The organism is Pseudomonas fluorescens group sp. PF-1, from assembly GCF_054481335.1.
In genome coordinates this window covers 1,488,469-1,513,099 of record NZ_JBTMNG010000002.1, presented here as the reverse complement: position 1 = coordinate 1,513,099, position 24,631 = coordinate 1,488,469, and the positions used below count along the sequence as shown (strand labels likewise).

General features: G+C 59.5%; 17 protein-coding genes. 5 read left to right on the top strand and 12 right to left on the bottom strand.

Annotated elements, in window-relative coordinates; translation table 11 throughout:
* Positions 1-24 precede the first annotated feature (24 nt).
* Genes ACX3YD_RS21535 through ACX3YD_RS21525 form a run of 3 tightly spaced genes read right to left on the bottom strand, consistent with a single transcriptional unit; the run spans position 25 to position 2,847 of the window.
* On the bottom strand, positions 25-1,533 hold the full coding sequence (locus ACX3YD_RS21535) for a glucosyltransferase domain-containing protein (protein WP_458960947.1): 1,509 nt from the start codon (positions 1,531-1,533) through the stop codon (positions 25-27).
* A 1-nt stretch (position 1,534) separates the two neighbouring features.
* Positions 1,535-2,476, bottom strand: a complete 942-nt coding sequence (locus tag ACX3YD_RS21530; RefSeq protein WP_458960946.1) for a glycosyltransferase family 2 protein — start codon at positions 2,474-2,476, stop codon at positions 1,535-1,537.
* A complete protein-coding gene (locus ACX3YD_RS21525) occupies positions 2,473-2,847 on the bottom strand; it encodes a GtrA family protein (protein ID WP_458960945.1) in 375 nt (124 codons plus the stop codon). The genes ACX3YD_RS21530 and ACX3YD_RS21525 overlap by 4 nt, the downstream gene beginning before the upstream one ends.
* 251 nt (positions 2,848-3,098) lie before the next feature.
* Here ACX3YD_RS21525 and ACX3YD_RS21520 point away from each other — a divergent pair, with 251 nt between their 5' ends.
* A complete protein-coding gene (locus tag ACX3YD_RS21520) occupies positions 3,099-4,238 on the top strand; it encodes an OpgC family protein (protein WP_458960944.1) in 1,140 nt (379 codons plus the stop codon).
* 95 nt (positions 4,239-4,333) lie between these two features.
* On the opposite strand, the gene ACX3YD_RS21515 is transcribed toward ACX3YD_RS21520, so the two are convergent.
* Complete coding sequence (locus tag ACX3YD_RS21515) at positions 4,334-5,755, bottom strand: amino acid permease (RefSeq protein WP_090467350.1); 1,422 nt, start codon at positions 5,753-5,755, stop codon at positions 4,334-4,336.
* Between the two features lie 629 nt (positions 5,756-6,384).
* Here ACX3YD_RS21515 and ACX3YD_RS21510 point away from each other — a divergent pair.
* Together ACX3YD_RS21510 and ACX3YD_RS21505 are read left to right on the top strand one after the other, a co-directional pair.
* Positions 6,385-9,504 (top strand): transglycosylase domain-containing protein, encoded by a 3,120-nt coding sequence (locus tag ACX3YD_RS21510; protein ID WP_458960943.1) that lies wholly within the window; start codon positions 6,385-6,387, stop codon positions 9,502-9,504.
* Between the two features lie 164 nt (positions 9,505-9,668).
* On the top strand, positions 9,669-14,342 hold the full coding sequence (locus tag ACX3YD_RS21505) for an NEL-type E3 ubiquitin ligase domain-containing protein (RefSeq protein WP_458960942.1): 4,674 nt from the start codon (positions 9,669-9,671) through the stop codon (positions 14,340-14,342).
* Between the two features lie 60 nt (positions 14,343-14,402).
* Here the strand turns inward: ACX3YD_RS21505 and ACX3YD_RS21500 are convergent, their stop codons facing one another.
* From ACX3YD_RS21500 to ACX3YD_RS21475, 6 genes are all read right to left on the bottom strand, one after another.
* Positions 14,403-15,596, bottom strand: coding sequence for a hypothetical protein (locus ACX3YD_RS21500; RefSeq protein WP_458962070.1), 1,194 nt, complete (start codon positions 15,594-15,596; stop codon positions 14,403-14,405).
* A gap of 138 nt (positions 15,597-15,734) precedes the next feature.
* Entirely contained in the window at positions 15,735-16,223 is a 489-nt protein-coding gene (locus ACX3YD_RS21495) for a CS1 type fimbrial major subunit (protein WP_103406331.1), read from the bottom strand.
* A gap of 63 nt (positions 16,224-16,286) precedes the next feature.
* On the bottom strand, positions 16,287-17,030 hold the full coding sequence (locus tag ACX3YD_RS21490; RefSeq protein WP_458960941.1) for a molecular chaperone: 744 nt from the start codon (positions 17,028-17,030) through the stop codon (positions 16,287-16,289).
* Positions 17,031-17,089: 59 nt separating this feature from the next.
* Entirely contained in the window at positions 17,090-18,352 is a 1,263-nt protein-coding gene (locus ACX3YD_RS21485; RefSeq protein ID WP_458960940.1) for a hypothetical protein, read from the bottom strand.
* 41 nt (positions 18,353-18,393) lie between these two features.
* Positions 18,394-20,916: a CS1-pili formation C-terminal domain-containing protein gene (locus tag ACX3YD_RS21480; protein ID WP_458960939.1), complete on the bottom strand. Its 2,523-nt coding sequence runs from the start codon at positions 20,914-20,916 to the stop codon at positions 18,394-18,396.
* Positions 20,917-21,026: 110 nt separating this feature from the next.
* Entirely contained in the window at positions 21,027-21,503 is a 477-nt protein-coding gene (locus ACX3YD_RS21475) for a CS1 type fimbrial major subunit (protein WP_103406335.1), read from the bottom strand.
* A gap of 501 nt (positions 21,504-22,004) precedes the next feature.
* Here ACX3YD_RS21475 and ACX3YD_RS21470 point away from each other — a divergent pair.
* Positions 22,005-22,580, top strand: coding sequence for a PadR family transcriptional regulator (locus ACX3YD_RS21470; protein ID WP_458960938.1), 576 nt, complete (start codon positions 22,005-22,007; stop codon positions 22,578-22,580).
* Positions 22,577-23,362, top strand: coding sequence for a siderophore-interacting protein (locus ACX3YD_RS21465; RefSeq protein ID WP_458960937.1), 786 nt, complete (start codon positions 22,577-22,579; stop codon positions 23,360-23,362). The genes ACX3YD_RS21470 and ACX3YD_RS21465 overlap by 4 nt, the downstream gene beginning before the upstream one ends.
* Before the next feature lie 100 nt (positions 23,363-23,462).
* On the opposite strand, the gene ACX3YD_RS21460 is transcribed toward ACX3YD_RS21465, so the two are convergent.
* Both ACX3YD_RS21460 and ACX3YD_RS21455 read right to left on the bottom strand, forming a co-directional pair.
* On the bottom strand, positions 23,463-24,095 hold the full coding sequence (locus tag ACX3YD_RS21460; protein WP_103406338.1) for a Pr6Pr family membrane protein: 633 nt from the start codon (positions 24,093-24,095) through the stop codon (positions 23,463-23,465).
* A gap of 14 nt (positions 24,096-24,109) precedes the next feature.
* Positions 24,110-24,340: a VF530 family protein gene (locus ACX3YD_RS21455; RefSeq protein ID WP_007985772.1), complete on the bottom strand. Its 231-nt coding sequence runs from the start codon at positions 24,338-24,340 to the stop codon at positions 24,110-24,112.
* Positions 24,341-24,631 lie beyond the last annotated feature (291 nt).

The following is a 24,631-nucleotide window of genomic DNA, read 5'->3' as shown; positions in this document are numbered from 1 at the left end:
CCGCCACGGCCCCGCCACTGCGCTTCACCAGCGAAGCGTTTTGATCGGGGCCGGTTCCTTCATCACGATAAAACCGTAATCCCCGATCAGGTAGATCCGGTAGTACCGGCTCTCTACCAGCGAGGGAAAGCCTTGATACCCGACCTTTGTCGCGTTACGCCGCTCCTTCTCCGCGACCACGTTGGTGATGCCCACCTTGGGCAGGTTTTCGGCCAGCATGAAATAGTCGATGTTCAACAAATAGTGCAACACCGGCATGTGCTTGAACGAGCCCGCGGCCCCGACCAACCAATGATCGGAATAGGTCACCGACAGGTAAATGCGTTTGGCCTCGCGCAGCGCCCGATGGCTGGCGATGTCGTACTCGAGGCTGTAGAGCGCGCTGCTGGCAAAGGTTTTCTGCAACACCAGCACCCGCCCGTAGGCGAACGACAGTGACAGCATCGCCAACAGCGGCACCACCAACAGCAGCGGCAATCGCTCGTGCAGGGGGGCCAGTGCCAGATGAGCCAGGTAGCACATCAGCACCAGCAAGACTGCGAAGCCCATCAGGGTTCTGGCGCCTTCGTTGAAGTCGCGGAAGAACAGGGCAACCCCCGACACCAACAGCAGCACCATGGGCACGCTCAGCACACAGAGTAGGCCGATCAACAGTTTCTTAGGTCCACTGTCCGAACGCCGCACAACCCGCGAACCCAGGCGAACCGCCCCAACAATCGCGCATAAGAACAACCCGGCGAACACCCAGGCAAACCCGCCATGGAACAGCAACACCACGTTCTCCAGCACCCGGCCGAGGTTGATCCGGATTTGCAGCAAGGGATGCGCGCCCCAATTCAGCAACAGCGTGCGCCCCTCTCCCATGAAGGGGTAAGCGCTGACGCCGTAGATCAACCCGCCCAGCACGAGTTGAGCGAACTTCCAGCCGATCAGACCGCCCCACTGCGGCCAGGCCACTTTGTCATTGGCGGCCCGCAACACTTCCAGGCAACACAGGCCGAGAAACACATTGAGGCTCACCTGATACAACCCGAGCGCCAGTGCAATCAGCAATGACGGCACCAGCCATTGCACATTGCGCGAGGGGTGGCGAAAGGTGATGGCGTAGATCACCGCCACCACGCTCAGGACCATGATCGGGCCGTCGTACTGATAAGAGAGGTTTTGCAGGAAGAACGGGTTGTACCAGAGCGGCAACAGCACCAGACAACGGGCGACCGTCGGTTGACGGAAGTAATGAAAGGTCAGGCTGGTCAGTGCCGAGGCCATGGCCACGGTTGCGATCAACAGCGGCAACGGAAAGATGTTCGGCGCGGCGTTGCTGAAGGTCAGCGCGTTGTAGAACAGCTCGGCGAACAACCGTCCCTGTTCGGCCCAGGCCATCCCTGCCGACAGCGAGCGCCAGTTGTCATCGATGTAGGGGAAGTCCGCCAGGATCAGCGGCAGCACATACAAAAAGGTCGCGAGCAGGAAAAACAGCCAGACCTGACGGCGACCGAGTTCCCTGACGAAGAAATCACCGAATCTGCCCATGCTAAGGCCCGTGCCGGTCTTTGTCGCCGACGATGTCTTTGACCACATAGCGCGGCCGATGCTTGGCCTCGATGTAGATACGGCCGATGTACTCACCGAGGATGCCGATGCCGATCAACTGCACACCGCCCAGAAACAGGATGGCGGTCATCAAGGAGGGATAACCGGGCACGCTGTTACCGAAGAAAATCTTGTCCAGCACCATGTACACCGCGTACAGCACGGCGAAGATCGACACGCAACCACCGACGTACGTCCATAAACGCAGGGGCACGGTGCTGAAGGAGGTCACGCCTTCCAGTGCCAGGTTCCACAGTTTCCAGCCGTTGAACTTGCTGTCCCCCGCCACCCGCCTGGCCCGCTCGTATTCCACCACGACGCTGTTGAACCCGGCCCAGGACAGCACGCCCTTCATGAACAACTGGTGCTCGGGCAAGGCGCGAATCACATCGACCACCTTGCGGTCCATCAGGCGGAAGTCACCGACGTTCTCTTCGATCCGGGTGTACGAAATCCGGTTCAACAGGTGATAGAACAGCGAGGCCGTATGGCGTTTCAGATAACTGTCACTGGCCCGATTGCGGCGCTTGGCCAGGACCACATCGGCCCCCTTTTGCCATTGTTCGATCAACAGGGGAATGACGCTGATCGGGTCCTGCAGGTCCACATCCATCGGGATCACCGCGTCGCCGGTGGCATATTCCAGGCCGGCGAACAACGCAGGCTCCTTGCCGAAATTGCGCGAGAAATTGATCAGCATGACCTGATCGTCCGCCTGCGCCAGGGCCATGGCTTGCTCGGCCGTACGGTCGGTACTGCCATCGTTGATGAAGACGATCTCGACTTCGATCCGCTCAAGCCTCAATTCGCGACGCACCGCCTGGTAAAACAGGTTGATCGCCTGCTCTTCATTGAATACCGGGACGATAAGCGACACTTTCACGCGGCACGCTCGCGAAACACCACGTACTTGGAAAACAGGAAACCGAACACCAGGCTTAACGCGGAAAACAGCGCCACGGTCAGCAAGCCAGAAAGGCGCCACACGTCACCGATATGCCCGACACCCAGGCTCAGCGTGCCCATCGCCAGGAGGAACAATAGATAACCGCCCACCGAGGCCCTGGCATCAAAGGTGTAGAGCGCATTCATGTAGAAGGAAAACGAGGCCGCCACGCAGAAGGCCGCGAGATTGCTGACAGCCTGAGTCCATCCGGCCGCCACGCTGAGCAGGAAAAAGATCTGCCAGTGAATCAACGTGTTCGCAACGCCGATCACCGAATAGCTGGACAAGCCTTTCCACACCCGTCTCATGCTGACAACCCTGTTTTGGAACCTAGTACATCCCCAGTCATTTGAGCTTGTCTACTGTCATAAATCACAGGCGTGGATGCCTTTCAGACCAGCGGTTAAACGCTGCGAAAACGCCACGAGACATTCCGAAATATCCCGACTTTGCATTTGTCGGCGAATCACGCCACCCTGCGCGCCGCCGATGTGCCGGGGCGCAACCTTTCGCCCCTTCCGGACTCCTTTGTTTAACCCCCGTTTACGAGCCTGATGTCATGACGTTCGAGCGCGATCACCGGATCGACTTTTTTCGCGGTCTGGCACTGATCTTCATTTTCTGGGATCACGTGCCCCACAACCCACTGGGTCAAATCACCTTGCGCAACTTCGGCTTCAGCGACGCGGCTGAAGTCTTCGTGTTTCTGGCCGGTTATGCCGCGGTGCTGGCCTACGGCAAAATCCTCGCCCGCGAGGGGTTCCTGATCACCTGCGTGAAAATCCTGCGCCGGGCCTGGGTGCTCTACGTGGTGCATATTTTCCTGCTGGCGATGCTGATGGGCATTGTGTTCTTCGCCAACAGTCACGTGGAGACCCGGGATCTGGTGGAGGAAATGGGCATGCACCACTTCATCGCCAGCCCGCAACAGGCCCTGATCGATGAGCTGCTGCTGCGCTTCAAACCGAACCTGATGGACCCGCTGCCGCTGTACATCGTGCTGCTGGCCGGGTTGCCGCTGGTGCTGCCGTTGCTGGTGCGCAAGCCCTGGGCCGTGGTGGCGGGGTCATTGACGGTGTACCTGCTGGCGCAATGGCTGGGCTGGAACCTGGCCGCCATCAAGGACGGCGTGTGGTACTTCAACCCTGTCGCCTGGCAGTTGCTGTTCGTGCTCGGTGGCGCGGCGGCGATTCACTCACAGCGCTCGCGCGTGCCCGAGACCCGACCTTTGATCCGCCAGCCGTTGTTCCTGACGGCAGCGGTATACGTTGTGGTCGCCGGCGTGCTGACTGTGTTGTGGCGCTGGCCGCAGATCCACGATGCGCTGATGCCGGCCAGCCTGAGCAATTTGTTGTACCCGATCAGCAAGACCAACCTGTCACCCGTGCGCCTGTTGCACTTTCTGGCGCTGGCCTACGTCACCGCGAAACTGCTGCCCGACACCGGCTGGACGAAAAACTGGCTGGCCCGGCAAAGCTGCCGCATGGGGCGTTTTTCCCTGGAAATCTTCTGCCTCGGCGTGCTGCTGGCGCCCCTGGCGGACATGATCAATGCGATGGCCGACGATGCCTTCGCCATGCAGATCTTCACCGCGCTGGTGGGGGCCGGGTTGATGGCGTTGCTGGGGGCCTGGCTGGAGTTCAACAAGCGCTTGAATCAGACCATCAAAAGATCGCAGACGGTGACAGCGCCTGCCTGAGCAGATCGCGTGCGCCTGTCGATGCCGGGTTGATCTGCAAAAATACAAAAGCCCCGGCCAATGGACCGGGGCTTTTGCGTTTCAGGCGTTACGACTTACGAAGCCGACTGCACCGCACCCTGCGACACAGGGGCCGGTTGCAGCTTGAACACGTAGAACAACACGGTCAGCAGCACCAGGAACGCCGGGCCGACATACAAGGCCACGCGAGTGTCCGGGAAGTAGGCCATCAGACCGACCACCAGCACCAGGAACGCCAGCGCCAGGTAAGAACTGATCGGGTACAGCCACATGCGGTATTTCAAACCCGCACGTTCGCTGGCGCTCAGGCCCTTACGGAATTTGAGCTGGGCCAGCAGGATCATCACCCAGGTCCAGATCGCACCGAAGGTCGCAATCGCCGTCACCCAGACGAACACCTTTTCAGGCACCAGGTAGTTGAGCAGCACGCCCAGCAACAAGGCGCCCATCGACAGCAGCAACGCGCGACGCGGCACACCATTGCTAGAGGTCTTGGCGAAGCCGGCCGGGGCCTGACCGTTCTGCGCCAGGCTGTAGAGCATGCGTCCGGTGCTGAAGATGCCGCCATTGCAGGACGACAGCGCCGCCGTGATCACCACGAAATTGATAATGCCGGCGGCGGTCTTGATGCCCAGGCGCTCGAAGGTCATCACGAACGGGCTGCCCTGGGTACCGATTTCATTCCACGGGTAGATCGACAGGATCACGAACAGTGCGCCAACGTAGAACAGCAGAATCCGCCAGAACACCGAGCCGATCGCATCGGGAATGGTCTTTTGCGGGTTCTTCGCTTCACCGGCGGTCAGGCCGATCATTTCCACGCCGAGGTAGGCAAACATGACCATTTGCAGGGACATCAACACGCCTTGAACGCCATTGGGCATGAAGCCGCCATGGGTCCAGAGATTGGAAATGCCCAGCGCGACCCCATCGTTGCCCAAGCCAAAGGCGATGATGCCGATGCCACCCACTACCATCGCAATGATGGTCACGATTTTGATCAGGGCGAACCAGAACTCGAATTCACCGAAGGCCTTGACCGCGATCAGGTTGATGGTGCCCATGCTGACCAGGGCCGACAGCGCCCAGATCCAGCGCGGTACGTCGGGAAACCAGACGCCCATGTACACCGCCACGGCGGTGATTTCCGCGACACAGGTCACCAGCCACAGGAACCAGTAGTTCCAGCCGGTCAGGAAGCCCGCCAGAGGGCCGAGGTAGTCTTGGGCATAACGGCTGAACGAACCCGCAACCGGGTTGTGCACGGCCATTTCGCCGAGGGCGCGCATGATGACCAGAATGGCCAGGCCGCCGATGATGTAGGACAGCATGATCGCCGGCCCTGCCATCTCAATGGCCTTGGCCGAACCGAGAAACAGGCCGACACCGATACAGGCTCCGAGTGCCATCAAGCGAATATGCCGTTCGCCGAGTTCACGTTTGAGCGGGCCGCCCTGAGCGGTCTCGCCGTGGGGCAGATGATTGCCAACTGGCATAGGGGTACCACCTCGTCTTGTTATTGGATATAGCCACCGAGTGTCGAAACAATGACGGATAAGTCACTGCTTCCCATAACCGGCTCGGCCTCGTGGGCAAAACCGTCTTCCAGGACACATCCTGCAAGATCAGCGGGGCGTGCAGTATAAAAAGCCGGCGACAGATATTTTCACTCTATAAACCACAAAATTCAGGCGTAACTCTCGGCAAAAGGGGGATTCACGGAGATGGATTGCCTGACTTATGTAGGATTTTTCGCCATTTTCAACGGCGGCGAGTATTGCACGGTATGGGTGCGTCGTCATGCCCACAGACAGGCCGTTTTTACTCGATGGACGCGTCTAGACCAGTACTTCCAGCGTGCAGCCATCCCCGTGGCGAGGGAGCTTGCTCCGCCGGGCTGCAAAGTGGCCCCAACCCTGTCATCGGGTTGTGCCTGATTAACCGGTGACCTGGTTTTGCGACGGGTGCGCACTCGAGCGGGACTGCGCGGCGATCCGACACGCTGACTCGCCACAGGAAACAGAAGAAACCCGATAGTTGGAGGTTCACAATTTTTTCACCATCGCCAACCACCGTCTAAGCTTCAGGCAAGTCAGATCAATCTGCGTGAATGGATCAGTCGACTATGGGCGCGTTATGGCAAACCGATTCGAGTAAAACTGTGGTCCCGACTGAACGTGTGGATGAGGCGCCTATACCTGAGAAACCCCGTCGCAGTCGTGTCAAGCATGGGTGGAAGGCGTTTTGGTTGCTGATATTGATCATTGCGATTGTCGTAGGCCTGGCGGCGTCCAAGGAGATGCGCACGTCGAGGTTTCAATCGCGGGAGATCAGCAAGTTTGCCCAAACCCTCAGCTATGAACTCAAGCCCGGCCCCAGTGATGCCATTCACTACCCTGGCGCCGGCCCGTTCGATCTGCGCCTGGGCTATAGCTCGCTGGGCGAGTTCCTGCCCCGTTTGCTCAAGCGTGATTTCGTCATCGAAGCGCAAACCCGTTTTTCTCCGGCGCTGATGAATTACACCGACAGGGGCCTGTTCGTGCCCTATTCCGAGAAAATCCAGGCGGGGTTATCGATTACCGATTGCCGCGCCGCGCCGTTGTACCAGTACCACTATCCGCAACAACTCTATTCCAGCTTTGCCTCGATCCCGCCGGTGGTGGTCAACAGCCTGTTGTTTATCGAGAACCGCTTTCTGCTCGACCCCAGACAACCCCTGGCCAACCCTGCCGTGGACTGGCCGCGCTTCGGCATGGCGGCATGGTCCCAGGTTGCCAAGTTGCTGCACGTACCCGGCCAGTCCGCCGGTGGCAGTACTCTGGCCACGCAGCTGGAAAAATACCGGCACTCGCCCGATGGCTTGACGGTCAATGGCGCGGAGAAAATCCGCCAGATGATCTCCGCCACCGTGCGTGCCTATCAGGCCGGGCCACAAACCCTCGAAGCCCGGCAGAACATTGTTCGCGACTACCTCAACAGCGTGCCGTTGTCAGCCGTACCCGGCCACGGGGAAGTGCATGGCATGGCCGAAGGCTTGCGGGTGTGGTACGGCTCCGATTTCAACCAGGCCAACGAAGCACTCACCAGCACCGCGACAGACCCGCAAACCATGGCGGCGAAAGGTCTGGCCTTGCGCGAAATGCTGTCATTGATGATCGCCCAGCGCCGCCCGTCCCATTACCTGACCAAGGGGCGCGACGAACTGGTCGACCTCACCGACAGCCATATTCGCTTGTTGGCCCAAAATGGCGTGATCGACGCCCCGTTTGCCGCCGCCGCATTGGCCAGCAAGGTGACGTACCGCGACTGGGCCACCCAGCCGACCATCCAGCCGATCGAAACCAACAAGGGCATCAGCGTGGCCCGCAGCCGTCTGGCCGGGATGCTCAATCGCCCGCTGTACGACCTTGACCGCCTCGACCTCTCGGCCACCAGCACCCTGCAAGGCGAACTGCAAACCCAGGCCACCGAGTACCTGAAAAAACTCGCCGACCCGGCCTTCGCTTCGCAGATCGGCCTGATCGGCGAGCGGCTGTTGACCCCCACCAGCACCACGCAAGTGCGCTACAGCTTCACCCTGTTCGAACTGACCCCGGACGGTTCGCGGGTGCGGGTGCAGACCGACAGCACCGATCAACCGTTCGACATCAATGAAGGCAGCAAACTGGAACTGGGCTCCACAGCGAAAATGCGCGTGCTGACCACCTATCTGCAGATCATTGCCGAGTTGCACGATAAATATGCCGGCATGAGCATCCCGGAACTGAAGAAAGTCGACGTGCCGGAACAGGATCACCTGAGCCGCTGGGTGGTCGATTATCTGATTCAGAACAAGGACCGCAGCCTGCAACCCATGCTCGGTGCGGCGCTGGACCGCAAGTATTCCGCCAGCCCCGGCGAAGCGTTTTTCACCGGTGGCGGACTGCACGTGTTCCATAACTTCCGCAAGGAAGACAACGGCCGCATGCCGACCCTGCGCGATGCCCTGCGGGAGTCGATCAACCTGCCGTTCATCCGCCTGATGCGCGACCTGGTGCGCTACACCACCTATTCCGGCCCCAACAACAGTTCCGAATTGCTCAAGGACGACCGCGACCCGCGTCGTCAGGAATACCTGGCGTCGTTCGCCGACCGCGAAGGCACTTCATTCCTGCTCAAGTTCTGGAAAAAATACAAGAACAAGGACACCCAGGCTCGGCTCGAAACCTTCCTCGACAGCATGCGCCCCACCCCGATCCGCATGGCCGCCGTGCACCGGTACCTGTTGCCGCACGCCAGCCAGGAAAGCTTCAACACCTTCGTGCGTTCGCACCTCACAGGCGCCAAACTCACCGAAAAACTCACGGATGAACGCCTGATAAGGCTCTACGACAGTTACGGCCCGGGCAGCTACGACCTGCCGGACCAAGGCTTCATCGCCAAGGTCCACCCGCTGGACCTGTGGATGATGGGCTATTTGCTGAACCACCCGGACGCCACGTTCAAGGATATCGTCAAGGCCAGCCAGTTCGAACGTCAGGAGGTCTACAGCTGGCTATTCAAGAGCAAGCACAAGGGAGCCCGTGACGGCCGCATTCGTACCATGCTGGAGATCGAGGCGTTCCTCGACATCCACCAGCGCTGGCAGAAAGTCGGCTATCCGTTCGACCACCTGGTGCCGTCGCTGGCGACCGCCATCGGCAGCTCCGGCGACCGCCCTGCCGCGTTGGCCGAGCTGATCGGCACCATCCTCAACGACGGCGTACGCATGCCGACCCTGCGCATCGACAGCCTGCATTTCGCCGCCGGCACGCCCTACGAAACCAAACTGATCAATGACCCGGTCGTCGGCAAGCGAGTCATGCCGTCCGAAGTCGCCACCGCCATGCGCGAAGCCCTGTCACAAGTGGTGGATGCCGGTACCGCCAAACGGGTCGCCGGCAGTTTCAAACTGCCCGATGGCAGGCCGCTGGCCATGGGCGGCAAGACCGGCACCGGCGACAACCGTATCGAAGCCATCGGTTCCGGCGGACGGATCCTGAGCTCCAAGTCCCTCAACCGCACGGCGACCTTCGTGTTCTACATCGGCGATACCCATTTCGGCACCCTGACGGCGTTCGTGCCGGGGCGTTCGGCCGAAAACTTCACCTTCACCTCGGCACTGCCAGTGCAGGTGCTCAAGGGCATGGCGCCGATCCTCACGCCTTACCTGCAACCGGGCACCCACACCATGTGCCAGCCACCCGAGGTCACCGCCGGCCGCTGAGAGAACTCAACGGAAAGATGGCGGTACATATGTATTTTTCACTCTTGGATTTTGCGAGAACGGTGCCGGCAACGGCGCCGATTCAAACTGATTTTTGCGCTTTTTTTTGACCTCATGCCTACCTAGTCTGGTCGTCCGATTCATGATCAAAGGACGATCAGACAATGCCCATTACCCCCTCGGCGATTCAAGGATCAGACCCGCTCGACATCCCCCCGTTCGACAAAAGCATCCACTTCCATCAGGTCAGAAAGGCCATTCCGGCCTGGCTGCTGAACACCTCCCCATCGCGTGTCGACACCCTTAAATCCGTCAGGCTGACGTTGCCCGACTGGCACAGGAACGCGTCAACACTCGCTCACCGCAAGCTGAAAAAAGCCATCCAACTCAGCTGGACCGCGCAAAACACCGCCGATAAGGCATTGAGTGATCTGCAGGATGTTTCCGCCTTTGCCAAACCCCTGTTGGAGCAAGCGCTGAAGGACCGCTTCGGCGTCGATGACGATGTCGAGGACACCTGGCTGCGCCTGTATGCCCCGGTGAAGACGGCCTGGTGGGTGCATGATTTTTCTGGCGGCACCACCAGTCGCACCGTCTCGCTGCTGGATGCCGCGCTGCACAACTTCTCCCAGGACGAGACGTTTACCCAGGACTCGGAGTTCATCACCCGCCCCGACAAACGCGGGCATTTCAACGTCAAACCGCTCAAGCACAAACTGAGCATCGAGCAGTTCAAGTCCCTGTGTCGCGAACTGGACATCGGCGCCCGCTACCAACAGCACCTTAAAGACACGTTGCTCTCCACCGAAAAAGCGACGAGCAATGTCCTGCGCCACAAAGTCATTCTCAGCCAGAAAAGCGCGCTGAATGTCGCCGCGCATATCGCCCTGATGAAGCACGACCTCGACCAGGAGGCCTTTGATGTCGTGCAAGGCATGCTCGAAGATCGTTCACGGCTGAAGTGGAACGGCAAACCCATCGCCTATTACAACCTGGCAATGATGGACACGCGTTTGAGCGGCATCATCCTGATCGCCGAGGACACTGCCATCGCCAGCGGCCCGGTCCCGGTGATTGCCTATGTTCCCCATGATCCGCTGCACCCGCTCAAGCAATACCCTTCGTCACTGGAATTCATGGCTGAACTGACACGCCAGCTGCGCGATGGCGCATCCGCCAACAACTATCAACAGTTCTTCAGTCAGTTCGTGCCCCATGAGCAACGCGGGCATTTTTTCGCCGGGTTGAACGCGCGTCTGAGCACGGTGAAGTGGCAACCGGTGGCCGCCGGTTCCAACTTGCCGAGCTGGCGCGAAACCCCTGTGGATAAACCCGCTCTGCAATTCAGTGTGTCGAGCATCAAGACCGACCGCGAGACGACTTTCAACAACGACCTGTGGGGCTACCGCTACCGGCAGACCCTCAACAAGGTGTTCAACGATGGCCGGGAAATCGCCATCGCCACCGAATACGCCGACCGCATGGCCCGCTGGGCCTGGTGGGACAACCTGGAAAAAATGCTCTCGGACATCCTCAACGTTGCCTTGCTGGTGGCGACGCCGTTGGTGCCTGGCCTCGGTCAACTGATGCTGGCGTACACGGCCTGGCAACTGACCGATAGCGTGGTCGAGGGCCTGGTCGACCTGGCCGAGGGACACTTGGCCGAAGCCGGTGAGCAGGCCCTCGGCGTGTTGGAAAGCGTGGTCCAGTTGGGCGCGTTCGCGGCGGCAGGCGCCGCCGGCAATGTGGCACAGGCGAAGCTTTCGCCGTTTTTCGAAGGCCTGAAACCGGTGCAACTGGCAAACGGCGAGACGCGTTTGTGGAACCCTGACCTCAGCCCCTATCAACGCACCGACGTGGATTTGCCCGAGGGCGCCCGGCCTGATGACCAGGGTATCCACCCGCATCAGGGCCGGCGCATCCTGCGCCTGGACGATCAACACTTCGAAGTGCTGCAAGACCCGATCACCGAGCAACCACGCATCCGCCATCCGCAGCGTTTCGATGCTTATGCACCGACCCTGCGCCACAATGGCCATGGGGCCTGGGTGTGCGAAACGGAGAACCCGCGCGAATGGGAAGGCACAACCCTGATGCGCCGCCTCGGCCACAGCACCGAAGGTTTCAACGATGAACAACTGGAGCAGATCCGCCAGATCAGCGGCACCGAGGAAGGCGCGTTGCGCCGGATGCATGTTGAAAACGCCCCGCCGCCACCGCTGCTGACCGACACCCTGCAACGCCTGTCTTCACCGCCCATCGCGCCCGCTGCGTTACCCGCTGAAATCGCGCCGCTGTTCAGTGACTTCCCCGAGCTGCCGGCGACCGTTGCCGAACAAATCCATGCGCGTGCCAGCGCCACGGAACGTCAGCGGATGACCGAGGAAAACCGCCTCCCCCTGCGCCTGAGGACCCAGGCACGGGAGCTGCAATTCGAAACGCAAACCGTGCGAGCCGCTCAGGGTCTGTACCCGAGCGCGGCCATCACGCCCGACACCGAGCGTCTGGTGCTGGGCACCTTGCGCTTCAACACCGACACCTTCGGCGACCTGCGCCTGGAGATTCGTCAGGACACCTTCGATGGCGATCTGCGTTACAGCGTCGGCCCCGAGGACGCTACGCGGGTGCGGGTATTGATTCGCGACGAGGCCGGGCAATATCAGGTGCGTGATGGCGAGGATCAGGCGATCCATGAAGCCGATGATTTTTTCGAAGCCGTCCTGCAGGCCACGCAGGAGAATGGACAAAACGCCCTGGGCTACAAACCGGGGGATGCTGAACAGTTCAGGCAATGGGTCATGGCCAAATCGGCTCCGCCGAGCGAACGCCGGACCGTACTCGCCGAACCGCCCATTCGCCCGGTGGCCGAGCATGAAACGATGTTGTTGGTGCGTGGAGGGTGGCTGAGCAAGGAAGGCCTGACACTGCACGAACGCATTCAGGATCTTTATCCGCATTTCAGCGAGGCCGAGGTCGACAGCTTCGCCGCTGCCCTGACCGAACAGGGCGAGCCGATGAAGCGTCTTGAGGAACAGGAAAACGATCTCAATCAATTGCGCAATCTCATTGATTTGTGGGAGGCGCAGTCGGCCGGGCTGGATGCCGATAACCCGATGCCTATGCGCCGCGTTCGGCGGCACATTGCTGATTGTTTACTCGCCTGCTTCGAACGAAAAAATACCGAGCTCGGCAGCCGTACCGAACCCCATGGCTATGCGCTGGATCTGTCGCGGGAACTGCTTCCGATCAATCTGGAGTCCGAATGGCCGGAACCACCGCAGCTGAAAAAATACCTGGACAAAGTCACTGTCCTGAAACTGGATAACACGCGGTTTTCCGCCAAGGCCAATGGCTTATTGAAAGATTTCCCCAACCTGCGCGAACTCAGCGCCAGCCGATGTGAGCTGACGAGCCTGCCGGAAAGCATCGGCACCCTGCAGCGGCTCGAACGCCTGCGCTTGAGTGACAATCAAATCGTGCTGGATGCCACCGCCGTCGAGCAACTCAAACACCTGACCTATCTGGAGATTCTGCGGCTGGACAAAAACCCGCTGGGCAGGCCTGTCGATATCTCGCGCATGCCCCGGCTGAAGGTCGTCGGGCTGCGGGACACGGTCATGACCACCTGGCCCGAAGGCACACTGAGCAAAACCAGGCCTCGCGGCTTTCTGCTGGATCTTCGGGATAACCCAATCAGCCTGATTCCCGAGGTGGTACCCGGCTCACCGCAGGCCTGGGTCGTGGCGCGCACCCGGCTCGATGTCGGCAACCTGTCGGAATCCAACCAGGTTAACTATCAGGCCATTCGTCGCTCGGTGACGTTGCCTCCGGAGCCCGTGGTGCCCGCCAACAGCCAGGCGGACTGGGTGGTCAATTCCAACTACAGCGCGGACCACTGGAACGACGTGCCCGGCTGGGGCGTCGACCGGGCCAATCTCTGGTCGGAGCTGGTCGACGAGCCCCAGGCCGAGCGTTTCCTGAACGTGCTGCTCGATACCCAGCTCTCCGCCGACTACCGCGCCGGCGGCCCGGCCCGGGATCAACTGGTGCAGCGTGTCTGGCGCATGCTCGATGCCGTCTACGTCGACACGCCCCTGCGCGAGAAGCTGTTCACCATGGCTGTCGCGCCGGTGGATTGCGCCGACGCCGGTGCGCAGTTGTTCAATCACATGGGCATTGATGTACTCGCCTACGAGGCCCACGCGTATTCCACCGACCCGGCGCAGCTGGAGCAGAAGCTGGTGACCCTGGCCAAAGGCGCGGCGCGGCTGGAACAGGTCAACGAGGTGGCCCGCGCCGATGTCGCCAGCCGTGGCGGCAACCCGGACGAAGTCGAGGTCTACCTGGCCTATCAAACCGGATTGGCAGAGCGCCTCGACTTGCCCTGGCAGTCGAAGGGCATGCTCTACCGGCCGGTGTCCGGCGTCACGGACGCGATGATCGATCAAGCCTATGACACGGTGCTGGCCCTGGGCGAAGGCGACGGTCTGGTGGACCGAATGCTCGAACAGGATTTTTGGCAAACGCATTTGAACGAGCGCCATGCGAGCGAAATGCAAGCCAACAAGACTCGCTATCAGAAGCTGTCGGAACAACTGGACACCCTTCGCGATACCCAGCGCGAATGGGCCGAATCGACGTCGGATACTCAGCGCGCCGCACTGCGCAGCCGGCTCAGGGAGCTGATGAACGACCTGCCGGCACCGGACACAGTAGTCTTCGCCGATGAGCCGTTCAGCGATGCGGTTTTCGACCGCCTGCTGGTCGATCTCGGTGACGCCGAGAAAGAGCTGTCGAGGCGTTTGACCCGTCAAGCCATGAAGCGCGCCGGCTTGTAAAACCGAAGAGGTGATGAGTGCCTGACGGCGGTTTGCGCCGTCAGGTACCGTCTCCTGATCTCACACTTCAGAATCCCAGATCACGGTGACGCTGCCAAAATACTGCTTTGGCGCCCCTGGCAAAAAAAAGTGATCGGGTTGCTCAAGTTCGAAGTGCAACGTGCCCGGCTTACGATCCACGTAGTGACCCGGCTGAAAAGTCACGGCCCCGCCCTCAGTCACCAGTTCCTGACGCTGGACCGGCCTTCCGCTGGTATCAGTCAAGCCTCCAGGCAAGCTCACGCTGACTTTCAATGGCGCCCTAAGGATCAAACCCCGATCAGCCATAAAGCAGACCCGTCCATCGGTGATTGAGCACTGTAAAAACATTTTGAAACGCGAAGAGGCCGAGATATTGAAGGTCTGGTCGCGGAACAACCGTACCGGTCTGCGCCCCGCCTGCAACCAGCTTTGCCAACCACCGGCGGGCACCAACTGGACTTTCTCGCCACCGGGCGGGATATCGACCTTGAGGGTGTGCTGAACGTCGAGATTGAAGTTCATGGTCAACACCGGACTGCTCGGCAGCATCACATCGCCGAAATCGAAGTCGCCGTTGGGGCCGACCGTATAGGTCAGCGATCCGGTGTAATGGCCTGCCAACATGCCCAATGGATTGGGCGTGACCAGTTCATAGGAGAAATCCAGATGGTCGTAGCGCAACCAGGGAACATCGAATTTCGCCTGTTTATCACACGCAGCCTGGACCGGTGTTTTCCAGAAAAAACCATAGGAGTTGGGGCTGTAGTAACCCACACCGCTGTAAAGACACGGCGACGGCGCGTACACCCAACTCGATCCCCACAACAGATTATGCGCATAGCGGGAGTCAGGGTTGGTGTCCCCTGTCAGCTTCTGAACATCCTCGGTCACATACATGGAACCGACCCCGGTAATCCGCATTCTTACCTGTTCCACCGCTCCGGAATCATGACGGACTGAGAGCTCACGCCATTGCGCCGGCACCGAGAACGTTGCGCCCTGGCGCGCTGATGCATGGTTGGCCGGGATGGCTCGATTGGAGTCGAATCGAATCGGGACTTGCAGGCTGAACGTCTTGTTATCTTCACATTGCCCGGGAAACAACTGACAGTAGCCACTGGGCGGCGTGGTGTTCTTGAATTGGTTGATGTGCGGATAGGCCGAGTCGGGCTTGAACAAGGCAGTGATTGAGACGTCTTGCGCCAACGCCTGGGGCATCAGCCACCACACCATTAACAGGCTCCATAACCAGAAAAGCCTTTTTGAAAACAAAACACCTGCAACACTCATCTGTATCCCTCTCCGAAAAGCCACCCTGCTCCCTGGGGGGCGATATTCGCTCCCACATTTTTGATCCTTGCCAGACACGGATCAGGGTGCAGCAGCACTGAAAATCAGCTGGACGGTCCCGTAGTAAGTGCCCGGCTTATAGCCACCGGCTGGCACCTTCGGTTGAATTTCCAAAGGAAAACGCCCGCCTGCCATGGCCTGCGCCGCCGACACCACTTGGCGCGGTTTCTCATCGTGGCTCAACTCCTGGCCATTGAAGGTGACCCGCAAGTAGATGTTCTGATCCTGCCGCCCGTTGAACAGATAAGGCTCGGCGTCCAGCCGCGCCTCGATCGCACTGGTGTCGTGCTTGACGTCGAAATTCTTGCGCAACCCTTCGAGCCTCGACGTGTTGATGTTCCACGGCAGGGTCTGCTCCAGATGTATCCAGTTCGTCTCGGCCGGTAGCACGTAAAAACCCAGGGTCGGAATATCCGCCCACACGTCGAACGTGCGCTCTTCCCGTGCCGCGAAAGCCTGGGCACACATCATCACGCCCACACACAGGGCGATGGCCGATTGCTTGATCATGTCAGTTACCTGTTGCGTGATAAAAAGCGGCGAGTCCTTCAGGGCGACTCGCCTTTGGCGGTGTTACTGGCTGGCAACGCGCAACGCTTTTTTGTCGGCGCCTTCAATCAGGTTGAAGCGGTATTCCCGACCGGGTTTCTTATCGAACTCGAACGACTTGCCCGCCAGAACGTGATGTTTGGTGGTCGGCTCGCACTCGGTTTCATTCTTCTGCGAGCAGTTGCGAAACTCATCGATCACCACCACGGTGTTGCCGTTATTGCGCAGCCGGTAAACGCCGGCGCTGTCATCGATCACGCTGTCGAAACGGCTGTTCTTGGGCCGGACAAAAAACACCGTGCCAAACCCGGTCATGACGTTGACCCCCGCCGACAGGTTCTCTTTGTAGGCGTCCCGCTCCTCACTGGACACCGCGAACTCGTCTTCCTTTTCCGGCACCACCGGCACGAAGCGCACGCGAAAATAGCGCTCGGTGTCACGTGCGCCCATGTGCAGCAAACGCGTGCCCTGCATACCTTTGGCCGGCACGATCAGCCGTGCGGGGCTGGCCATCAAGCCATCTCGGCCGCTGCCATCCGCTTGGGTTGCGACCGGTATCTCACGGTGACTGCCATCGGCGTTGTAGATAATTTCCAGGATGTTGACCTTGACGAACGCCGTGCTGTCGCCGCTGTTGAACACGCGCTTGAGGTAGGTGCTTTTGTCGCCATCCAGGTAGTCGTACACCGTTCCGACGTTGATCTGCGGACCGGCCTGAATCGCCAGCGAAAACCCGCTCAAACCCAACAGCAACCACAGACGCTTCATACTCTTGAACCTCATGACAGTGAACACAACACAGGCGCGGCCCATCGATAGGCGGCCCATCAGATTTCCGAATCCCAGATCACGGTGACTTTGCCGGTGTACGGGCTCGCCACGTTGGGTTGCTGAAGCATCCACTCCACTTCTTCCTTCGGCACCTCGAAGTGCAGGACACCCGGCGCCCTGTCCACGTAGAAACCGGGCTGAAAAATTTGCGCACCTTCAGGTCCGGCCTTGAGGCGCTTATGCCTGACCGGCTGGCCGGACTGGTCGGTCAAGCCATTGGGCAGGCTGACAAAGACCTGCAACTCCACCTGTCGCCGGCCAAGCGCGTCCTTGATCGTGCAGTCGAGAGTGGCCCAGGCCTGGCATTCGTAATACATCTTGAAACGCGACGACGCCGAGATATTGAAGGTCTGGTCACGGAACAACCGCACCGGTTTGCGCCCCGCCTGCAGCCAGCTTTGCCAGCCACCGGCCGGCGTCAACTTGACCTTCTCGCCACCCGGCGGGATGTCGACCTTGAGGGTGTGCTGAACGTCGAGGTTGAAGTTCAGGGTCAAGGCCGAATCGGTTGGCACCATGACATCGCCAAAGTCGAAATCGCCATTGGGACCGACGCTGTAGGTCAGCGAGCCGGTGTAGTGCCCTGAAGACATGCCTAGCGGGTTAGGTGTCTCAAGCTCATAGGCAAAATCGAGGTACTCCAGTTGCATCCACGGAATATCGAACTTTGCCTGTTTGGCGCATAAGGCTTCGAAGGGTGTTTTCCAAAAAAATCGGAAGGTGGTTTCGGTGTACCAACCCACCCCGCTATAGAGGCAAGGTGACGGGGCGTTCACCCAAGCCGAATCCCATAAAATACTGTGCGCAACCAAGTAGTCCGCAGCGCCGCCCACCAGTTTCTTCACATCATCGGTTTTATACCGGGAACCCACTCCGGCAATCCGCACCCGGACCTTTTCCGGTTCACCTGTCGCTTCGTGAACAATGGTCAACTCGCGCCACTGGGCCGGTACTTTGAACATTGCGCCTTGTCGCACGGAAGTATGTTTAGCCTGGATCGGCGAACGTGAATTGAATTGAATCGGCACCTGCAGGCCGAACATTTCGTTATCCTCACACTCACTTGGGTAAAGCCCGCAGTAACCACTGGACGGCGTGGTGTTCTTGAACTTGTTGAGGTGTGGGTACGCCGGATCCGGCTTGAACACAGCGGTAATCGAAACGTCTTCAGCCATGACTGGCAAAGCGGCCACCCAGGCGATCAAAACGCTTGCCGACCAACAACGACTGCGTGAAACGAAAGAACGCGAGACGTTCATGTAGGCCTAACCTCCGATAATCAGATTCAACGGCGGGCCGTTCAGCCCGCCGTTTCGGCGTTGTGGGTGGCGTCCGCCAATGTGTCCGGCGAACAGCGCAAATCACCGATCATCAGCACGTTGTTTTCACTGCGGTGTTTGTCGACATCGAGACGGAACTGACAGAGCAACTGGTCGGCATAACGCACTTCCAGGGTCGGGGAACCCGCGTTCATTTCCATTGAGAAGAAGCCATCGACTTCGCTGACCCCACGGCTGGCGTGGTTGATCACGTGGTGACCCTTGAGCGGCCGCCCCTGCGGGTCGAGCAAGCGCCCGAGTACGGTGAGGGTTTTCATCACCCGCACCTTGCGGTACTCCACGCCCCCCTTGTTCAGGTGATAGCGGGTGCGCGAAGGCTCGATGCTGGCCGCCGGAACGTGATTGCCTTCGAAGTCGAAGCTCACCGAACTGTTTTTGTAGGCCGTCAACGGAATGAAATTGCGCCCCGGCCGCAGGGCTGCGCTGCCGCCGCTGAGGTCGTCGGCACGCAGGGCGATCCCGTCGATATCGGACTCGACGTCGACAATCATCCCGGCGCCCCGACCTTGATGCTGGCTGGTCAGCGCCATGCGTTGCGCACCCACCACCAGGGTGCTGTCGAGGTTCACGCCACCGGTGAATTTGTTGTTGAACGATGAGCGCTGGATAAACCCGTCGCCATTGATGGCGTCGGTGCGAAAATTCGCTAGGCTCGACAAGCCGACGCCATAGGTGTCGGTGAGTGCCGTCACCGAGACGCTCTGCAACACGTGGTCCTGCAGGTCTTTGCGGTAGCCGAACGAGGCATTGTTGTCGCGACTGCCGTCACGGGCAGTGCGGCTGCCGATGCTGCCGGAAATCTGCTGCCCCGGGCCACCGAGCGCCAGGTTGATACTCAGATCCACCCCGCGATTACGCGCATCGCCGCTACTGTAACTACCCGGCCGGTCGAACAGCGACAGGCGCCAATTGGCATCGCTGCCAAACAATTGGGTACGTTGGGTCCAGCCGAGGTCGATACCAACCCCTTCGACGTTGCCCTCACTGTGGGACACCCGGGCGTTGAGCGAATCCTTGCGACTGATGCGGTGATTCAGCGCCAGCGATGAATTGCTGGTCTGGCCGGTGAATACATTGCGTTGGCGCACGCGAGTGCCATCGGGCAGCGTGTCGTAAGTGTTGGTGGTGTCGAGCCAGCTACGGTTATGGCTGATTACCAGGCTGCCAGCACCGTAGTTGTAGAGCCCTTGCAGGTCGGCACCGGTGCCGTGGTCTTCGGTCTGGTAGAGGTTGGCGTAGACACTGGTGCTGTTGCCCAGGGTCCAGTCGATGGAACTGCCGTACTGGAGCGTTTCCCGCACCTGGCGTGCCGACAGTCCGAGAATCACCCGTGGATGCAGCAGATAGTTGATCGAGGCGCCCGCCGTGGCATCGCCACTGCTTTGTTGGTCCCAGTTGCTGAACAGTTTGCTTTCCTTCCCGGCGAACAGGTTGTAGCGCCAGCGCTCATCGTGGTTGCGCCAGTTGCTCGGTTTGTAGATCAGCTCCTGAGTGGTCGAGGTGACTTGACCGTCCTCGATCAACCGCACTTCCACTTCATAAATGCCGCCGGGCAATGGCCGTGTGTCGAGGGTCTGCAAACCGGCCGGGACCGCCTGTGTGTTGATCAACAGGCCATCGCGATAGATCTCCACGGACGCCTGGCGGTTGGCCGTGACATACACCGGGTATACGCTGGGTTTCGGGCTGTCGATGGCCAGGCTGTCAGAGCTGCCATACATCACGCCCACGGCGGTATCGGGACTGGTGCCGAACGAACGGGGCTGGCGGGTCAGGCCTTCGGAGTTGGGCGTGAAGTAGCCCAGCCGGAAGAAACTGCCCTCCAGTTCGCGCTGGGTGAACAGCTCATGCACCGCATGGTAGGTCTTGTCATCCGGCCCGCCCAGGCGCGCCAGTTGCATGTTGAAGCTCTGGCTCCAGTTGCCCAGGCTGCCGCTGGCCTCCAGACCGAAACGGCCGCCCAGGTCTTGATCCTGGCCGCCGTTGAGATTGAGTTGGTTACGCACCATCAGGCCGCTGCTGCCGCCTTCCGGTTGAGCGTAGAAACGCTTGGCTTCGCTATCGCGCTCGGCATTTTCGGTGACGATCGACAGCAATGAATTTTCCAGGTTGTAGTGAACCGCCAGCATTTGTTCCGGGCATTGCCCCTTGCACGCCCCGAGGGCCACGCCGGGCTTGAGGATGTCAGACCAGGCCTGGCGCTCCCCTGCACCGAAACGGCTTTCACTGGTGTCGGTGAAGTCGAGCAACGTCACCCGGTCATCGCGGGACAACACAATCATCGCCTCGCCGAGCGGTTGCTGATCGAGTTCGACCCGAACCGCCAACGGAACGTCGAAGAAATGCTCCTCGAACTCTGCCGGCAAGCCTTTGGCCTGAGCCAGCAAAGTGCGCGGCGTATGATCAATAGAAGTGGGCGCCGCAAATGCACTGCTACATAACAGCAACGCAAGCGCTGCCGCGATGGGCGTCATCGGGAACATGAACAAGTACTCTGATTACGAGAAAGTCAAAGCCCGGTCGACAGACAGAGTTGTTTGTCGACCGGTTACGTTACTTGAAGCAAGTAAGCGTTTTACCGTCGTGTTTAAACTTAGACGGAAGGTTCAACCACCAACATGACAACGCCGGTGTAGTCGCCCGCATCAGGTTTGCCGCCGACCGCACTGATCTTGAACGGCGCGCGATAACGAGTATTGGATTCGGTATCGCCCACAACTTCTTGCGAAGTGGTTGTCAACGCTTTGCCGTTGAGTTCGACTTTCAAATCGATTGCCTTGTTACCGGCAATCAGCTTAGGCACGCCTTCGAGTCGGGCGTTGACCTTACCGGCGGTGTGAAGGACATCAAAGTGCCCGTCGACGGTTCGCATGGAGCCGGTAGACGGGTTGTAGCTCATATCCTGGTCTTTGTTGACCAGATCCGAATCAACCGGGACCGCGTAGAAGTCGTCGGCCGGCACGTGGGCAATCAGGCTGATGGAGTGCTTGGCTTCAGTGGCGGCAAACGCCATGGAAGAACTCAGTGCCAGAACAGCCAGAGGAGCAGCGAACGCGATTTTCTTGAACATCTCTCAGTACCTGTTTTTTAAAAAGGATTAGCGCAGAAAGTTCAAGTTGAGCAAAACCGTCACGAGCAGCTAGTTGCTCAACTGAACTTTCAACGCCGAAAGATGATCGATCAATTTATCTGGAAAGTAAGCAGGCAAATTCCTGCAAGTGCGTAGCCAAAGCACTATCAAGGCAGCAAGAAAAAACCTGAAATTATTTAAATTAGAATGTCTGACTGTAAGAGAAATACTACAAGCCGGACACTAACGACAATGACTCGCAGACACTACCCAAGTTACTTCTGTAAGACCAATACCACAAGCCCCGCATTCAATAGGCCAAAAGATAATATTAGAGAGTTAACACTAATTTAAACTTTTTCACCCGTTTTGGTCACACTATTTTCGCGTTGTTGGCTGGCTCAGCGGCTCGACGCTCGGGGCGGCCATCGGTCGGTGGGGCTTGCTTTTTTCTTAAGATATATCTTAAGTTGTATCTAAACACGACGAGAGAAAGCACAAATGAGAGACCATCATTCCCCCCACCGCGAACACGGCGACGGCCGCGACGGCTTCGAGAAACGCCCCGGACGCGAGCGCGGTGGGCGCGGCCCCCGGGTCTTCGCCCCCGGTGACTTGAAATTGCTGTTGCTGGCGCTGATCGCCGAACAGCCTTGCCATGGCTACGACCTGATCCGCCAGATCGAAGGCATGTTCGACGGTGCCTACAGCCCCAGCCCCGGCGTGATTTACCCGACCCTGACCTTTCTGGAAGAGAGCGAAATGATTCAGGGCGACGCCGAAGGCGGGAAGAAACGCTACTGCGTGACTGATGCCGGGCGTCAATCCCTGGCCGAGCAAGCTGTTGCCCTCGAAGGTGTAAGGGTGCGCATCGATGTCAGTAAGCGCTCTCTGCGCGGCCATGATCGCCCGCCTGAAATCCACGAGGCTGTGCACAACCTGCGCCACGCCCTGCAACTTCACCACGGACGCTGGAGCGCGGAAGAAATCCAGCGTGTTGCGACCCTGCTCAACAACACCGCCAAAGCCATCGTCGACGGCCCCGCCGTTCAAGCTGCCCAGGAGAAAGCCGAATGACTGAAGTCGTCACCCAAACCATTCACCGCGTCATGCATGAAATCAAACGCCGGCGCCTGGAAGTGTTGCGAGTGGTCGACCTGACCCCGCGCATGCGCCGGATTACCCTGGGCGGGCCCGAGCTGGCAGGGTTTGTCAGCCTCGGCACGGACGATCACGTCAAACTGCTGTTCCCGCAGAACGCGGCGGAACAGGCAGCGCTGGAAACCCTGGTACTCGGTGCCGGCAAAAGCGACGGACCGATGCCGGCCATGCGCGACTACACCCCGCGTCGCTATGACCTGGACACGCTGGAGCTGGATATCGACTTCGTGCTGCACGGCGACGGCCCTGCCTCGACCTGGGCCGAACAGGCCAAACCGGGGCAGTTCCTGCACATCGGCGGGCCGCGCGGCTCGATGATCGTGCCGGACATGTTCGACAGCTATCTGCTGATCGGCGACGAAACCGCCCTGCCCGCCATTGCCCGGCGCCTTGAAGGCTTGCCGGCGAATCGGCGGGCGCTGGTGATTGTCGAGGTGGAAAACGGCAAGGAGCAGCAAGTGCTGGAGAGCGCTGCCCAGGTCAATGTGATCTGGGTGCTGCGCGAGGGTGGCAAAGACCATTTGCTGAGCACCGTACGGCAGATCGAGGTGCCCACAGGCAGCCTGTACGCCTGGGTCGCGACCGAGACCAAGGTGTCACGGCAGATCCGTCGAGTGTTGCTTGATGAGCATGGGCTGGATGAGCAGTTCGTCAAAGCGGTGGGTTACTGGCGGCTGGATAACACTCTGGATGACTGACCGGCTTCTGTGGGAGCGGGCTTGCCCGCGATAGCGGATTGGCAGGCACTTCAAAGGCGCCTGTCAGGCAGTCATCGCTGGCAAGCCAGCTCCCACAGGGTTAACGCCGTCGATCCAGGCCAACCATCAGCAACGCAATCAACACAAACCCCGCCAACAATCCCCCGGCATTGATGAACACCTGTGGATAACCCAGCTTCTCCACATCAACGAACGGATAGGGATAAACCGCCAGCAAATGCCCGCGCAGCAGCGAATAGCCGAAGTACAGCAGTGGATAAATCACCCACACCGCGATGTGTCCCAGCCGCAATAGGCCCTTGGGCACACAACACCACCAATACACCAGGAACAGCAGCGGCATGATGTCGTGCAGCAGCTCATCGGCCAGCCATTGCCAGCCCTGGGGATGCCACAAATGGCGCAGTAACAGGTTGTAGGCCAGGCTGACCACGGCGATGCTCACGGCAACGCCGCTACTGACCGACGATTGCAAAAACCAGCGCCGTGCAGCGGATTCGCGGGACGTCAATTCACAGGTCAGGACCGTCGCCACCAACGTATTGCTGAGCACGGTGAAGTAGCTGAAAAAGCTCATCAACCCACCCAGCAGGCTGGCGCCCAGGGTCCACCGCGAATAGAAAATCAGGTACATCTGGATGCTCAGGCCGGCCCAGCCCAGGACCGCTGCGATGGCAACAAAATGACGTCGCGCGACAGACCCGGTCGCCATCGGGTTGACCCTGTTCAGAGCGGACGCTTGGTGCGCATCAATTTCACGTAAAGGCGCTCGACCTTCTCCCGTGCCCAAGGGGTTTTACGCAGGAAGGTCAGGCTCGACTTGATGCTCGGGTCACTTTTGAAGCAACGAATATCGATGCGCTCGGCCAGACCCGACCACTCATAGTGTTCAACCAGCGCGTTAAGGATCTGTTCCAGGGTCACGCCGTGCAGCGGGTCAGTGTTGTGTTCGGTCATGCCGGGCCTTCAAGCAGAGTGAGGATTGGAAGCCGCGCACCTTAGCCGAGGGTTTCTTCGGGTGGAAGCGATCTATTAAATGTAGGTGATCCTGTAAGAGCGAGCTTGCTCGCGAAAAACGCAATGACACCGCTGGGCATCTGATTTGACGCGTTTTCGTTCAAGTCCATCGCGAGCAGGCTCGCTCCTACACTGTTACGGATTGCGAAAGAATTCATCTCAACAAAGCGCTTTCTCTATTTGTAACAGAACATTATCCTTGCACCGGCCTTAGCTGAAACGCTTCCGCCA

What these genes read in the sequence shown, in the direction of transcription:
- ACX3YD_RS21520 (WP_458960944.1), top strand. Translation starts at nt 3,099, where the DNA reads ATGACGTTCGAGCGCGATCACCGGATCGACTTTTTTCGCGGTCTGGCA.
- ACX3YD_RS21525 (WP_458960945.1), bottom strand. Translation starts at nt 2,847, where the DNA reads ATGAGACGGGTGTGGAAAGGCTTGTCCAGCTATTCGGTGATCGGCGTT.
- ACX3YD_RS21500 (WP_458962070.1), bottom strand. Translation starts at nt 15,596, where the DNA reads ATGGTGTGGTGGCTGATGCCCCAGGCGTTGGCGCAAGACGTCTCAATC.
- ACX3YD_RS21460 (WP_103406338.1), bottom strand. Translation starts at nt 24,095, where the DNA reads ATGGCGACCGGGTCTGTCGCGCGACGTCATTTTGTTGCCATCGCAGCG.
- ACX3YD_RS21455 (WP_007985772.1), bottom strand. Translation starts at nt 24,340, where the DNA reads ATGACCGAACACAACACTGACCCGCTGCACGGCGTGACCCTGGAACAG.
- ACX3YD_RS21470 (WP_458960938.1), top strand. Translation starts at nt 22,005, where the DNA reads ATGAGAGACCATCATTCCCCCCACCGCGAACACGGCGACGGCCGCGAC.
- ACX3YD_RS21505 (WP_458960942.1), top strand. Translation starts at nt 9,669, where the DNA reads ATGCCCATTACCCCCTCGGCGATTCAAGGATCAGACCCGCTCGACATC.
- ACX3YD_RS21490 (WP_458960941.1), bottom strand. Translation starts at nt 17,030, where the DNA reads ATGAAGCGTCTGTGGTTGCTGTTGGGTTTGAGCGGGTTTTCGCTGGCG.
- ACX3YD_RS21485 (WP_458960940.1), bottom strand. Translation starts at nt 18,352, where the DNA reads ATGAACGTCTCGCGTTCTTTCGTTTCACGCAGTCGTTGTTGGTCGGCA.
- ACX3YD_RS21465 (WP_458960937.1), top strand. Translation starts at nt 22,577, where the DNA reads ATGACTGAAGTCGTCACCCAAACCATTCACCGCGTCATGCATGAAATC.
- ACX3YD_RS21475 (WP_103406335.1), bottom strand. Translation starts at nt 21,503, where the DNA reads ATGTTCAAGAAAATCGCGTTCGCTGCTCCTCTGGCTGTTCTGGCACTG.
- ACX3YD_RS21495 (WP_103406331.1), bottom strand. Translation starts at nt 16,223, where the DNA reads ATGATCAAGCAATCGGCCATCGCCCTGTGTGTGGGCGTGATGATGTGT.
- ACX3YD_RS21510 (WP_458960943.1), top strand. Translation starts at nt 6,385, where the DNA reads ATGGGCGCGTTATGGCAAACCGATTCGAGTAAAACTGTGGTCCCGACT.
- ACX3YD_RS21515 (WP_090467350.1), bottom strand. Translation starts at nt 5,755, where the DNA reads ATGCCAGTTGGCAATCATCTGCCCCACGGCGAGACCGCTCAGGGCGGC.
- ACX3YD_RS21535 (WP_458960947.1), bottom strand. Translation starts at nt 1,533, where the DNA reads ATGGGCAGATTCGGTGATTTCTTCGTCAGGGAACTCGGTCGCCGTCAG.
- ACX3YD_RS21480 (WP_458960939.1), bottom strand. Translation starts at nt 20,916, where the DNA reads ATGTTCCCGATGACGCCCATCGCGGCAGCGCTTGCGTTGCTGTTATGT.